Raw genomic sequence first — 12,875 nt, forward strand, 5'->3', positions numbered from 1 at the left:
TCGGGCGAAGCGGGCCCGACTCAGTGTACCAGGCGCACCTGCAGGCCCAGGCTCCCGCCGACCCAAGCCGCTGAAGGCGCAAGAAGCCGCGGACGATGCGACTTCATCGCGCTCAGCATCTCCACTTCGGGCCCGGACGTCGCAGGCTCATCCGGGCGCGACCGCAGGAGGCTCCACGCCACGTATCCGGACGCGAACACCAACGCGGTGTTGGCGGCGGCCGAGAGTTCGGCCCCCACCGTCCCCCCGTCATTCCACTCATTCAGCGCGTGCCACGCAAAGCCCGCGTGCACCACGGCGAAGGCCCCGTTAAGTGCGCCAACCACGGGTCTCGCCCACCCCTCGGGTTTCGCCAGGTGACTGACGAGGGCCGACCCCGCGGACAGCGGGGCGACGTATCGCCAAGTATTGGACGCGTCATCCCTGGGGCAAAAGCACCCGTCGGCGTAGCCGGGCTGGATCCTCGCCGCTTCCTCCAGCGTGAGACCCGTCTCATCGAGCCATTCGGAGAAACGTGCGTCGCCTGCAAGCTCCCATGCGTACACGTTGTTGTCCGCGTCCGCGACCTTCCGGACGAGACTCTCCCGGCCGGACCTTTGAAGCAGGTAGGCCACCGCGCACGGCGTCCCGTGTTCGTCGACAAAGACAGGTACCCGGCCGCCGGCATGCGTATGGTTGTGCGGGAACCTCCCCCGTTCCCGGTACTCGCGCAGCCAGTTCAGGGCCGCGTTCCGTCTCTCCCGCTGCGCAGCGCTCAGCGTGACCGTCGCCCTTCCCCTCAGCGCCCGCTCGACGTCCAGCAGGTGCCCCTGAATCCGTCGGGTCTCCAGCACCCCGGGTTCGGTTTCCGCGAACGTGGCCGCGAGCCGTGGCTGCGTTGTGCCGGTGGGCTGCGTAGAGGGGCCGGTCGAATCCTCGACGGGACCGCCGGAAGCGGTGATGAGCGTGAACAGACCCCCGACGGCGATGACGGCTCTCAAGGAAACGGACATGGCTGTGACCCCCGTTAAAGCTCCCCGTTGCCGTGGGGATACCCGCGGTAGCCGGCAGGGTGCCAGGTCGTAACGGAGAACTGGAGTCCGCTACGGCTCCGGCGCGCCCTGGAGGTAGGAGATCGGCACGCCCTTCGATGTCGAGGAGTGCCACCTTGTAGCGGAGTCCGCCGGTACTGCGCCGGGAGCCTGATCGAGCCGGATCAGTGGATCAGGCGCACTTGAAGGCCCACGCCCCCGCCGACCCAGGCCGCTTCGGGGGCCAGAATCCGCGGCCGCCGTGACATCACCGCCCGCGCGCCCTCCCCGGATCCGACCGGAGACCGCGTCTCCGAACGCCGTCGGAAGTGGCTCCACGCCGCATGCGCGGAGACCAGCGCCAGCGCCCCGTTGATCGCGGCTGACCGGCCGGCTCCATCGCTCCCCCACTCGGCCAGCAGCGCGTGAGCCGCGAGACCGGCATGCCCCACGGCGAAGGCTCCGTTGATCGCCCCAACTACCGGCCGCGCTCCCGGGCGCGTGTCCGTCAGGTGAGCGAAGAGCGCGGAGCCCACGGACAGGGGAGTGACATACTTCCAGACGCCGGACGTGGGCTCCACCGCCCCGCGTACGGCGTGAGACCCTCCGGGTTCGGGCGGGGGGGCGGAGGGAATGTACGTCGGTTGAATGCGGGCGATTTCCCCCGGGGTGAGGCCCACCTCCTCCAGCCACGACGCCAGCCGCCGGTCCGCGGCGAGGGTCCGTGCGTAGACATGGTTGTCGGATCGGACGATTTCGCGCACGAGGGCGCCCTCGCCCGACCGCTGGAGCAGATAGGCCACCGCACACGGCGTCGCGTGTTCATCGACGAAGACGGGCACGCGTTCGCCTGGACGCGTGTGGTTGTGCGGGAACGTCCCCCGCTCCGCGTATGCGTGCAGCCAATCCAGAGCCGCGCTCCGCCGCTCTCGCTGCGCCAGGCTGAGTTCGGCCGGCGAGTGAGCCCTGAGGAAGCGCTCGACATCCCGAAGGTGGCCTCGAATCCGCCGCACCTCGTCAGCGGCGGGGACGTCACCCGGGTACTCGAACGCCCGTTCGGCAGGTGTGGCGGCAGGCGGACTCGACCCACCGGCACGCGGCACATCAGAGGCCGCGAGGGCGACGAAACCCACGCTCAAACCGAGACAAATCCTTGAGAGAACAGACATGGTACGGCTCCCTGGAGCAGGTTCAGAACACGATTTCCGCTGAGTATGTGAACGTCCGGAAGTTTGGATAGGCGTAGGAATCCACCGCGTTCACCTGCGGACTGCCGTGGACCCCTCCGGAGATCCCGACCTCCGGGTCGTAGCCTCGGTAGCCCGTGAACGTGAACAGGTTGCTGCCGGCCGCTGTCAGCGTGACACGCCTGAACGCGCCGCCGAACAGGCTCTGAATGAGATCTTCGGGCAGCGTATAGCTCACCGACATCTCGCGGACCTTCAGCCAGTCGCCGTCCTCCAGCAACCAGGAGTTCCGCTCGCCCGTCCCGAGCGTCGAGACGTACGCCAACGGTTTCTGGTGCCCCGGCGATTTGCCGCTCTGATCCAGGTCCGGGCCCCGGAGCCAGGTCGGATCCGGCCGCGCCATCCGGTTGTAGATCGAATGTCCGACCGAGGCCTCCAGCAAGCCGGAGAAGGTGAGTGACTTGTAGCGGAGGTTCGTCGCGAAGGAAGCATTGAAGTCGGGCGTCGTATTGCCCAACGGCAGAAACCCGGTTAGCGGGCAGTCCTCCCGCTTTCCCGGATCTCGTGCGATGCAGGCCGGGGAGCGATCTCGAACCGCAATGGGCAGCCCCCAGCGATAGGTGAGCGTATCTCCCATCGCATCAGTCACGGCGACCTCCGTGCCCCACAGCCGCCTGGCGAACCCTTCGGTGAAGTCGTTGCCCGGTCCGGTCGCCACGAGCAGGCCATCGTCATTCACCTGGAAACTTCCGCAGTCGGTGACGCCGACCGGCGCCAGGTCCGCGCAATCCGTCGCGAAGGCCGTGCCCCACACTTCCCCCACAGATCGCCCCTCCGACACGAAGAACGGGCCGTGTCTGAACGCGGGCACATCGAGTCGGCTCACGACTTGCCGCGTCCGGTCCCACGTGAGCCGGAAACCGACGCTCTCATCCCGGGTCTCGATCGGCGCATAGCGGATCGTCGCCTCCCAGGTGCGGGACTCGACTTCCCCGGCATTCCGCCACTGCCATGGGAACACGAGGAAGGCCGGTTGCGGAACGCGCAGCAACTGATCGTCGGTCGTTCGCCAGGCGTACGTGAGGTCCAGCGCCAGCTTGTCGCCCACTACGAGGTCCAGGCCGGCTTCCGCTTCCCTGGTGAACTCGGGCCGCAGGCGCCGGTTCGCCAGGTTGAGCCGCGTTGACCACCGCACGCGGCCATAGGGCGCAGGCGTGTTTCCGTACGTTTCATACTGAGCGTGGAAGTTGGGTCGACCCCCAGCGGTGCCGAGCGCGAAACGGAGCTTCAGCTCATCGATGAAGTCCACGTTCCAGAACGCTTCGCGCGACACCCGCCAGGCCGCCGCCCCCCTGAAATACGTGTGCCAGCGAGCCTCGGGGCCGAAGAGGGAGGCGCCGTCTCTGCGTACGATTCCGTCAAGAAGGTAGCGACCCCGGTAAGCCAGGTCCGCAGCGGCGAGGAAGGCCCTGCCCTTGATCCGCCGGCCCTCGCTCCCGACGGAGGGGTCGCCGGCGATGGCGTCAAAACTCGGCACATCCGGCAGGGAGAAGCCCGGGCCGATCGCTTCGAGGGACTTGAAGTCCTGCTCCTCCCTCAGATACCTCGCCCGCGCGCGAAGCCTCATGTCACCGCCCATGAACGTTCGGGCGACGCGGAGTCCGATGTGCGCGTGGGTGGCCTGAGAAGTGCGTGTTCCCTGCTGCAGGCCTCCCGCGAAGTAGTAGTTGTCGAATATGCGGTTCACCGGGTGAAAGAAGCGTCGCTCCAGGATCTCCGTCCGGTCGAACGAGGCGCCGGCGCCGAGCGTGAGCCAGTCGGAGCCCCCGGGCGCGTACTCGAGGTCGGCGGCGCCCATGGCGCGCGTTCTTTCCTCACGGCTCTCATTGCCCGCCAGGGAGCGGAGCGGATTGCTCGTGTCTTCCCGCGGATGGGCATGCAGGTAGGGAACTCCGGTCCGCGGATTGATTCTTGTCAGGTCCACCGCCGGCGAGACGAGCGGCAGGTTTCTGAAGAAGCCGCGCGCGACAGCCTTGTCATCCTGATTGGAGCGACTGTAGAAGCCGCTCGCCGCGATCTGAAGGTCTCCCGCCCGGCTGTCGACGTTGATGCGGGCGCCGTAACGGTCGTATCCGTCCCTGTCGAACCGGTCGGCGCCGTACGGTGCGAATCCCTGCTGCACCCGATCCCTGTTCAGTCTCTCCAGATTGGGGACGCACGCCGTGCAGTGGACGATCCCCTGTTCCGCCAACACGTCGAGGCTGGCGCGGTAGGCCGACTCCCCGAACCGTCCCGTCAGGGCCCCATGGAGATCCAGAGTCTGCCCCGGATCGAAGACGGTATCCATGTGGTCGAACAGGTCGAACGGGAACTCCTGATTGTAGAACACGGTCTCGGAGGTCGCGGGCTCGCCGGGGTGGATCTGGTTCGCCGCCGGTAGCCATGTGTCCCAGAACCCGACTTCATTCCCATCCTCATCGACAAAGCTCGTTCCGGCCTCGTTCATGAGATAGGGATGCGCGCGGACCAGTCCGATTTCACCGACCAGCACGCTCCTTCCCCAGCCGGCGCGCCCCATGACTCTCGTCGTCCCGTCCGGTATCCCGTGGCCGCGCTTCGTCGAAATGAGGATGACACCGTTCTGGCCCCGGGCCCCATACAGCGCAGTGGCCGCAGCACCCCTCGCGATGTCGACGTGGGCGACATCGAGCGTGGAGATCTCCGCGAGTGTGGCCTCCTCGGAAAGGATGACACCGTCGATCACGACGAGTGGCGCTACGTGCCGTCCCGAGGCATCGATCGACGTGGTCCCGCGGATGAGGATCGATGCCGCTTCGCCCGGCTGTCCGGAAGCGGAGATCACGGAGACGCCCGCCGCTTTGCCCGCCAGGAGCGAGGCAACATCGGAGGAGGGCACGGGAAGATCCGCGACGGAGAGTCGCGTAATGGCGAGCGGGACGTTGATCCGGGGGGCCGCTCCCGCCAGACCCGCCTCGACGCGATCGTGCAGGCGCAGCGCCGTCTGCACCAACTCGAAGTCGAGCCGTCCCGCGGCGCCGGCCTCCACGGGGAGCGTTCGAGAGGCGTCTACGTACCCCGCCAGGCGGACCTTCACGATGCGGGGCCCCGAGGGCACTCCTTCCAGCCGGTATTCGCCGCGCGAGTTGGTGACGGCGCCGAGGGCCGAATCGTCGAGGGAAACGTGCGCTCCGAAGACGGGGATCAGGGTTTCCGCGGCCACGACGGTGCCCCGCACAATGCCGGATGCGGCGGCGGACACCGGGGACCCCTGGGCGATTGCAGGTGCCGCTCCGAACATGAACCCGAGGCAGCAATGCATGGCCACGAGGGTCGTCGCTCGAAGGTCCCTCCACGTCGGACAACTGTGGGCCACGGATCCCCCCCATGACGGTGGTTGATCCCGTACGTGGCGACCGCAATGGCTGTCCGGACAGGCGTTTGGCCGCGTCTTCTACCCTTGAGACGCTTCAGCACCCGTTCTTATGACAGGAGATCCGTGCGACCCTCGATGCCGAGGAGCGCGCGCTTGTAGCGGAGTCCTCCAGTGTATCCGCCCAGCGTCCGATCGGTCCGGACGACCCGGTGGCACGGTACGACGACGGGTATGGGGTTCCGCCCCAACGCGTTGCCCACGGCCCGCGAGGCTCCGGGGCGACCAATGCGGCGCGCGATCTCCGTGTACGTCGCGGTCTCGCCGAAACCGAGACGAGCGGTCGCGGCGAGCACCGCGCGCTGGAAGTCGGTGAGGCCGCCGAGGTCGACGGGCAGCTCGAACCCCTGACGCCGCCGGTCGAAGTACGCGCCCAACTGCGCCTCGGCGTCCGCGAGTTCGTCGCCGTCGCAGACGACGGGCGCCGCGCGGTAGCGGCGTTCGAGCCCGGCGACGAAAGCCTCGTCACTCGCCGCCTGCCATGTGAGGGCGACGAGCCCTTCGCGGCTCGCAGCGACGCGCATGGCGCCGAAGGGCGAGTCGAAGCCGCGCCAGCGGATGACCGGCCCCTCCCGGCATGCCCCCGCGGAACGGTCCAGGGCCCGGTACTCGGCGGCCCGGGCGCGGCAGGCAGGACAGGAGGCCAGATGCTCGGCCAGATCCTGCGCCTTCGAGTCATCCGAATCTCCCAGCATCCAGGCGACGACGTCCTCGTCCCGGTAGTCCGAGCATGGCCCGGTCATGTCATCATCTCCTCGTTCCAGACGCCGGCCAGATCGCGGCGCAGCTTCCTGATCCCCTGATAGACGTTCGCCCGCGCCGTCTCCGGAGTGGAGCCCAGCCGCGCGGCGACGTCCGCATAGCCCCGCCCCTCGATCCAGCGGAGCCAGACCGCGTTTCTCTGTCTCGGGGGCAACCGTGCGATGCTCTCCCGAACGCGGGCGGCACCCGCGGCGGAGAGTCGGCCGAACATCTCGTCCGGCGGAGGAGGACGGGTCGGTTCGACATCGCCGGCGCGCGCCGCCAGGAGTTCCGACCGCCGTCGACCGGCCGAGATCACGTCCAGCGCCCGTCGGGTGGCGACACGGTACAGCCAGGCGCGAATGTTCGCGCCCTCGCCGGACTCGGGCCGCGTGCGGAGCGCCGTCTCCCACAGCTCCTGGACGATGTCGCGGGCTTCGTCCTCGTTACCGAGCATCGAGGCAACATGCCGCTCGAGTTCCGGACCGTAGCGCACGGACCACGAGTCCACCGGTACCCTTCCCTCTGTGAGCGTCGTCATCCGCCTCTTTCTCGTCGGCGTTCAGGGTTGGACCGCGGGCCGCATTGCGAGCCTCTTCCACCTGGTGAACGCGTCTCCCGGGGGAACGTGAAACCGGGACCACCGGAAGCTGGCCTTGCGCGGGCGCGATCCGTACCCTGTGGGCCGCACCGCGGGTCGGCGCCGGGATCCTCGGAGATCGGCGCAGATCCCTCCGCGGGCGTCTCTCTTCACAATCCAACACGACGTGACGCAACAGACCGAGGCTCTCTTGAACCCAACATATGAAGCATTGGGGCCGACCCGCGCCCTGGCGACGCTGCTTGCGGCGTTCGGTGTGGCCGCCTGCACGACCGAGGCGGGACAGGACACCGGAGGCGTGGCGTGGGACCCGTTCCCGGGGGAAAAGCGCTTCGCCAGCCTTACTCAACTGACCTTCGAAGGGGAAAACGCCGAGGCCTACTTCTCGTCGGACGGGGAGCGGCTGATCTTCCAGCGCCGGCACGAGGGCGAGTACGAGTGCGACCAGATCTTCACCATCGGCGTCGAAGGCGGAGACCGGAACCTCGTATCCACCGGCCTGGGCCGCACCACGTGTGCCTATTTCTTCCCGGATGATTCCAGGATCGTCTACAGTTCGACCCACCACGCGGACGACGCCTGTCCCCCGCCGCCGGACATGCGCCGGGGCTACGTGTGGGCGCTGTACGACTTCGACGTCTACACGGCGCGCCCCGATGGTTCCGACGTCCAGGCGATATTCTCGAGCCCGGGCTACGACGCGGAGGCGACGATTTCGCCCGACGGTTCGCGGATCGTGTTCACGTCGACCCGCGGCGGCGACCTCGACATCTACTCGATGAACCCCGACGGATCCGACGTACGGCAGCTCACGGACGAGCCGGGGTACGACGGCGGCCCCTTCTTCTCTCCGGACGGGTCGAAGATCGTGTACCGGGCGAGGTACCCCGAGAGCGAGGAGGAACTCGCGGACTATCAGGCGCTCCTCGCCGACAACCTCGTCCGCCCGGGGATCCTCGACATCTACGTCATGGACGCGGACGGGTCGAACCGCCGGCGCCTCACGGACAACGGGGCCGCCAACTTCGCTCCCTTCTTCCACCCGGGTGGAGAGAAGGTGATCTTCGCCTCGAATCTGCACGACCCCGACAGCCGCAACTTCGATCTCTTCATGATCAACCTGGATGGGACGGGGCTGGAGCAGGTGACGTTCAGCGAGGAGTTCGAGAGCTTCCCCATGTTCACGCCCGACGGCCGCCACCTCGTGTTCGGGTCGAACCGGCACGGCTCCCACGAGGGGAACACGAACCTCTTCATCGCGGAGTGGATCGACGAACTGCCCGAGTGACGGGTCGCCCCCGGCGGGCGTCTAACCTCTGACGATGGCCCCCGGCGGCGCCGGAGGGCCGGAGACCAGAGGAGATGGGAGTCTCGGGATGGGTGCGTTTGAGGCGATGAAGAACTCTGGCCGTCTAAGGCGGTCGTGGGGACTGCGGTGGGCACGGGTGGCCGGGTTGACGTGGGGTGTAACGCTCGCCGCGCCCCCGATCTCCGCTCAGGAGGCGGAGTTTCCGGTCGACTACGACGCGGCGATCGCTCAGAGCGGGATGGAGGGCAGCTACGGCTACATCCGCACGCTCGAGGGCTCCGCCACGCTGATCCAGGTCGACACCCGCGAGCGGGTCGAGCTCTCGGTCAACGAGCCCATCCTCGCCGGCGACCGGCTCTTCGCGTCCGGCGAATCCCGGATCGAAATCGTGCTGGCTGACGGGAACATCGTCCGCGTCGGCGATCGCGCCGAGGTGCTGTTCCGCGCGCTCGCGAATTCGGGGGACACGAGCGACCCCGGGTCCGTGATCGAACTCGCGCGGGGGACGCTGCAACTCGTCGTGTCCCCGGATCAACCGGGGTCGGAGTTCCCTGCCGTCGTGACGCCGAATGCGACGATTCGGGCGCGGGGGGCGGGATCCTTCCTCATCGCCGCCGATGATGGACGGCGAAGCGAGGTCATCGTCCGCGATGGAGTGGCGGAGGTGACGACGCCGAACGAAGTGGCCGAGGTCCGTCGAGGGGAGCGCCTGTTCGTTGAAGGGGCGCGCGGGGATCGGCTCGACTTCGCGGCCGCCCCGGACCTCGACCGCCTCGAGGCGTGGGGGCTGGGGCTGGGCGATTACGCGGGCGCCGAGTACGCAGCGCACGTCGACCCGGATCTCCACTACGCGGCCTCTTCCCTGAGCGGACACGGGTCGTGGGTACGCGTCGAGACCGGGGTCGCGTGGCGTCCGCGCGTGTCCTCCGGGTGGGCGCCGTATCGGGACGGGCGCTGGAGGCACACGCCGAGCGGGCTGTTCTGGGTTTCCTACGAGCCGTGGGGCTGGGTCCCCTACCACTACGGATACTGGGACCTTGATCCGAGTTGGGGCTGGGTCTGGTTCCCCGGTCGCCGGTTCGCGGGAGCCCACGTCTACTGGTACTGGGGTTCGAGTTACGCGGGCTGGATCCCGTCGGGTTACTACTGGCGTCATTACCGCAATCAGTACGGAAACGGCTGGGGTTTCCACTTCGGAGTGTACGGACACATCGGCGGCAGCTTCGGGCGCTATCGGCACTGGACGTTCCTGCCGCAGGGGCGGCTGGGGCACAGGCGGCAGTACTTCTACTCGGTCGGCGGCGCCGACCTGGGCCGCGGGCGCCGGGCCATCGAGCGCGGCGTGCTGCTCACGGACACCCGCTCGCTGGGGCGGGAGGCCTGGCGGCGTCCGGCCGAGACGCTGGCCACCCTGCGCCGCGCGGTGCCGCGCGACGGGCGCTCGGAGGTCGACGCGAACGGCTTCATCGACCGGGGGGCGCGCCTCCCGCAGGGGATCGAACGGGTCGCGCTGCGCGGACGCGACGGCCGTTCCGCAGTGGCCCGCCGGCCGGAAGCCTCGACGCGGGCCAGCCCGGTGGCGGCCAGCGGCGGGCGCCCCGTCCGAGCGACGATTCGTCCGCTCGAGGGCCGATCGCCGCGGGTGCAGCGCCCCGGCGTGCAGCGCCCAACCCGTCCGCCGACGGAGAGCGGCGGCCGCCAGGGGCTCCGTGCCCCGGCCGCGCGGGATGTTGGGGGCGCATCCAGCCGCCCGATCGTCTCGTGGCCCTCGACGAGCTGGATCTGGCCCCGCGGCACGACCGGGCGGCCGAGGGCCCGTCCCCCCTTCAATCAGAGACCGGGGGTTCAGCCCGGGACGAAGAGACCGGCGGTGCGCCCGACGACGACCCGGCCGGCGCGGCCAACGGTCGGACGGGGCGCCATCCCGAGGTCGGGCGGTACCGCGCGTCGATCGGGGGGCGCGTCGAGGTCCGGAGGGGCGGTCCGGCGCTCCGGGGGCACCTCCCGGTCCACCGGTGTTGCGAGGGCCCGCGGGCGCTCGGGCGGCTGAGCGGACGTTCCCGCGGGAACGTGCCGCCCCTCACACGATCAGGGATCCGGCCACACGTCCGGATCCCGCTTCATTTCGGGCTCCGGTTCGACGCCCAGCGCTTCGACCATCCGCACGTAGTAGTTGAAGAAACCGATGACTTCGGTCGCGGTCAGGATTTGAGCGTCCGTCCACCCCGCTTCGCGCAGTGCCTCGATCTCGCTCGCACCGCTCGAACCCGGATCTCGCGTGAGCGCCACCGCGAAGTTCATCAGCCGGCGCGTCTTCTCGTCGAGTCCGGCCGTCCGGTAGTCGATCCGGACTGCGCGGGCCAGCTCGTCATCTCCCGTTACCTGACGGAGATCCTCCCCGTGCGCCTCCGTTCAGTAGAAGCAGTCGAGTTCGCGCGAGGTGACGGTGGCCAGCATCTCCCGTACGTCCCGGCCCAGCGGTCCGGGGGCCAGCATCAGCGCTTCGTAGAGCCGGACCGATGCGCTGAGCACCGGCGGGTTGAGACCCTGGATACCGATGACGTTGAAGACGCGCCCCGCGCGTCGGATGGCTTTCTCGTACTCCCGCGCGAGCAGGCCGGTGGCCTCGTCGGCGCCTACGGTCCTGATATGGGGCATGTCGCGACCTCCGGCTGGCGCATTTCCCGAGGGGACGGACGAATCAGCGGACGAGGAAGCCGTCCTTCCACGGATCTTCGGGGTCGATGAGGAATTCGTGTCGTCCCGTGACCCAGGCCCGGCCGCCAACCTCGGGCACGATCGCCGGGTGCGATCCGACGGAGGAGGTGCCGACGATCCGGCCCGTGAAGCGGCCGCCGAGGATGCTCTCGACCACGATTTCCGCGTGCTCCGCGATTTCTCCACGGGCGCGGAGGATGGCCAGGCGTCCGCTGACGGCGGTCCCCGTAGGGCTACGGTCGAGTTCTCCGTCCGCGAAGATGCAGACGTGACGGGAGTGGTGCGCCGGATCCGCCGGCGCGCCGGTGAACACCGTCCCGTACAGGAAGCCGAGATCGGGATCGTCCGGGTGCCGGATGTCGTCGGCGGCCGTCGCCGACACCGCGCGCGTGATTCGACGCCCCGCATCGATCAGATCGGCGCCCCCGGCGGGCGTCAGGGGCAACCCCAGCGCATCCGCGTCGACGAAGGCGTAGAAGGCGCCCCCGAAGGCCAGGTCGTAGGACACCGCGCCCAAGCCGTCGACCTCCGCGACTCCGTCGAGCAGAGGCGCGAAGGACGGCACGTTGACGAACCGGACCTCGCGGACGCGGTCTCCGTCCACGATCGCGGTGGCGCGTACCAATCCCGCCGGGGTGTCGATCGCGACGGGCCGCGAATCGCCCGTCCCGTCTGTCCAGCCGTCCTCGACCGCGATCTTGGTCACGCCGATGATCCCGTGACCGCACATAGTCGAGAACCCCTCGTTGTGCATGAACAGGACGGAGAAATCCGACCCCGGCCTCACCGGCGGCATCACGAGGCATCCGTACATGTCGGCATGGCCCCGAGGTTCCCACATCAGGGCGCGGCGAATCTCGTCGTAGTCGGAGCGCGCGACGCGGCGCCGGGCCAGCACGGTGGGCCCGGGAAGCTCCGGAAAGCCGGCCACGATGACGCGCAGCGGTTCACCTTCGGTATGGGCATCGATGGTCTCGATGCGGAGCCAGTCTTCAGGAGGTGTCCAGGCCATGTGACGCTCTCGAGTGGCGGTGGCCGGCAACCGTACGATCGCCGTATCGTGACGTCGGAGATCTTACGTTCCGCCGCGCTCTCCCGCTCCGGTCGCCGCGACTCGTACCGCCGGCGACGGCTGACAGTCGAGGAGGAGACCTGACACCGAGGGCCGTCGCCGCCGAGATTCTGGGTGCGTTCGCGCTTACGCTCTCCGTCTCGATATCCATCCACAACCCGGGGTTTCCCATCCCGCCTCCGGCCATGGCGGGGCTCACTCTCGGACTCCTCGTCCATCTGCTCGGACCGGTGTCGGGGTGCCTGCTGAACCCGGCTGTGACGATTGGCGTCTGGTCGGTCGGAAAGCTGGAGGCTCCGGTGGCCGGTGCGTTCGTGGCGGCCCAGTTCGCGGGGGCCGGGTTCGCCCTCGCTCTCGGGCGTCTGCTCTTCCCTCGGGCCCTCCCGCTGCTCGTGGACGGCTCCGTGATGACGGGGGTCGCTGAGCTGCTGGGTGCGGCGCTGCTGACCTTCACCATCGCGGCCGTCTTCATGGACCGGATCCCCTCCCGCCTGACCGGCGCCGTGATCGGTACGGCCCTGGTCGTGGCGATCTCCTGGGCCGCTCACCGTTCCAACGGAGTCCTCAACCCGGCCGTCGCACTCGGGATCGGGTCTCTGTCGTGGCCCTACGCGTGGGGACCTGTCCTCGGGGCTCTCGCCGGCGCGTGGCTCGCCAAATGCATGTGGGGCCCCAGTGGGACTGTGGAGGCTAGCGGGCCGCGTAGCGGTCGGCGCCCATGAAGTGGAGGGAGACGTAGGGCTCGTCCCCGACCACCCACGAGTCGTGCGGCACTCGGACCTCGTC

The 12,875-nt window shown here is 68.9% G+C and carries 11 protein-coding genes; 3 read left to right on the top strand and 8 right to left on the bottom strand.

Annotation, left to right across the window (positions count from 1 at the left end):
- Positions 1 to 20 precede the first annotated feature (20 nt).
- The 5 genes from ACOOHF_RS15555 to ACOOHF_RS15575 all read right to left on the bottom strand — a co-directional run bounded on the left by ACOOHF_RS15555 (position 21) and on the right by ACOOHF_RS15575 (position 6,930).
- A complete protein-coding gene (locus ACOOHF_RS15555) occupies positions 21 to 992 on the bottom strand; it encodes a hypothetical protein (RefSeq protein WP_420462356.1) in 972 nt (323 codons plus the stop codon).
- A gap of 203 nt (positions 993 to 1,195) precedes the next feature.
- Positions 1,196 to 2,149: a hypothetical protein gene (locus ACOOHF_RS15560; RefSeq protein ID WP_420462357.1), complete on the bottom strand. Its 954-nt coding sequence runs from the start codon at positions 2,147 to 2,149 to the stop codon at positions 1,196 to 1,198.
- Between the two features lie 52 nt (positions 2,150 to 2,201).
- The gene (locus ACOOHF_RS15565) at positions 2,202 to 5,477 is read right to left on the bottom strand and encodes a SusC/RagA family TonB-linked outer membrane protein (RefSeq protein ID WP_420462358.1); all 3,276 of its coding nucleotides are present in this window, start codon (positions 5,475 to 5,477) and stop codon (positions 2,202 to 2,204) included.
- Between the two features lie 221 nt (positions 5,478 to 5,698).
- Positions 5,699 to 6,391 carry a methylated-DNA--[protein]-cysteine S-methyltransferase gene (locus tag ACOOHF_RS15570; RefSeq protein WP_420462359.1) on the bottom strand — a complete coding sequence of 231 codons (693 nt, stop codon included), beginning with the start codon at positions 6,389 to 6,391 and terminating at the stop codon, positions 5,699 to 5,701.
- Positions 6,388 to 6,930: an RNA polymerase sigma factor gene (locus ACOOHF_RS15575; RefSeq protein WP_420462360.1), complete on the bottom strand. Its 543-nt coding sequence runs from the start codon at positions 6,928 to 6,930 to the stop codon at positions 6,388 to 6,390. The genes ACOOHF_RS15570 and ACOOHF_RS15575 overlap by 4 nt, the downstream gene beginning before the upstream one ends.
- 250 nt (positions 6,931 to 7,180) lie before the next feature.
- Between ACOOHF_RS15575 and ACOOHF_RS15580 the strand changes: the two genes are divergently transcribed.
- A complete protein-coding gene (locus ACOOHF_RS15580) occupies positions 7,181 to 8,278 on the top strand; it encodes a TolB family protein (RefSeq protein ID WP_420462361.1) in 1,098 nt (365 codons plus the stop codon).
- Between the two features lie 88 nt (positions 8,279 to 8,366).
- A complete protein-coding gene (locus ACOOHF_RS15585; RefSeq protein ID WP_420462362.1) occupies positions 8,367 to 10,349 on the top strand; it encodes a DUF6600 domain-containing protein in 1,983 nt (660 codons plus the stop codon).
- Positions 10,350 to 10,387: 38 nt separating this feature from the next.
- Here ACOOHF_RS15585 and ACOOHF_RS15590 read toward each other — a convergent pair whose 3' ends face one another.
- The 3 genes from ACOOHF_RS15590 to ACOOHF_RS15600 form a co-directional block, all read right to left on the bottom strand.
- The gene (locus ACOOHF_RS15590; protein ID WP_420462363.1) at positions 10,388 to 10,600 is read right to left on the bottom strand and encodes a hypothetical protein; all 213 of its coding nucleotides are present in this window, start codon (positions 10,598 to 10,600) and stop codon (positions 10,388 to 10,390) included.
- A gap of 111 nt (positions 10,601 to 10,711) precedes the next feature.
- Positions 10,712 to 10,957: a hypothetical protein gene (locus ACOOHF_RS15595; protein ID WP_420462364.1), complete on the bottom strand. Its 246-nt coding sequence runs from the start codon at positions 10,955 to 10,957 to the stop codon at positions 10,712 to 10,714.
- Between the two features lie 43 nt (positions 10,958 to 11,000).
- A complete protein-coding gene (locus tag ACOOHF_RS15600) occupies positions 11,001 to 12,029 on the bottom strand; it encodes a proline racemase family protein (protein WP_420462365.1) in 1,029 nt (342 codons plus the stop codon).
- 245 nt (positions 12,030 to 12,274) lie between these two features.
- Here ACOOHF_RS15600 and ACOOHF_RS15605 point away from each other — a divergent pair, with 245 nt between their 5' ends.
- The gene (locus tag ACOOHF_RS15605) at positions 12,275 to 12,811 is read left to right on the top strand and encodes an aquaporin (RefSeq protein ID WP_420462366.1); all 537 of its coding nucleotides are present in this window, start codon (positions 12,275 to 12,277) and stop codon (positions 12,809 to 12,811) included.
- The last annotated feature ends 64 nt before the right edge of the window (positions 12,812 to 12,875 follow it).

The sequence above is a fragment of the Candidatus Palauibacter sp. genome (genome assembly GCF_965216145.1).
GTDB lineage: Bacteria > Gemmatimonadota > Gemmatimonadetes > Palauibacterales > Palauibacteraceae > Palauibacter.

What these genes read in the sequence shown, in the direction of transcription:
- ACOOHF_RS15555 (WP_420462356.1), bottom strand. Translation starts at nt 992, where the DNA reads ATGTCCGTTTCCTTGAGAGCCGTCATCGCCGTCGGGGGTCTGTTCACG.
- ACOOHF_RS15570 (WP_420462359.1), bottom strand. Translation starts at nt 6,391, where the DNA reads ATGACCGGGCCATGCTCGGACTACCGGGACGAGGACGTCGTCGCCTGG.
- ACOOHF_RS15575 (WP_420462360.1), bottom strand. Translation starts at nt 6,930, where the DNA reads ATGACGACGCTCACAGAGGGAAGGGTACCGGTGGACTCGTGGTCCGTG.
- ACOOHF_RS15585 (WP_420462362.1), top strand. Translation starts at nt 8,367, where the DNA reads ATGGGTGCGTTTGAGGCGATGAAGAACTCTGGCCGTCTAAGGCGGTCG.
- ACOOHF_RS15590 (WP_420462363.1), bottom strand. Translation starts at nt 10,600, where the DNA reads ATGAACTTCGCGGTGGCGCTCACGCGAGATCCGGGTTCGAGCGGTGCG.
- ACOOHF_RS15595 (WP_420462364.1), bottom strand. Translation starts at nt 10,957, where the DNA reads ATGCCCCATATCAGGACCGTAGGCGCCGACGAGGCCACCGGCCTGCTC.
- ACOOHF_RS15600 (WP_420462365.1), bottom strand. Translation starts at nt 12,029, where the DNA reads ATGGCCTGGACACCTCCTGAAGACTGGCTCCGCATCGAGACCATCGAT.
- ACOOHF_RS15605 (WP_420462366.1), top strand. Translation starts at nt 12,275, where the DNA reads ATGGCGGGGCTCACTCTCGGACTCCTCGTCCATCTGCTCGGACCGGTG.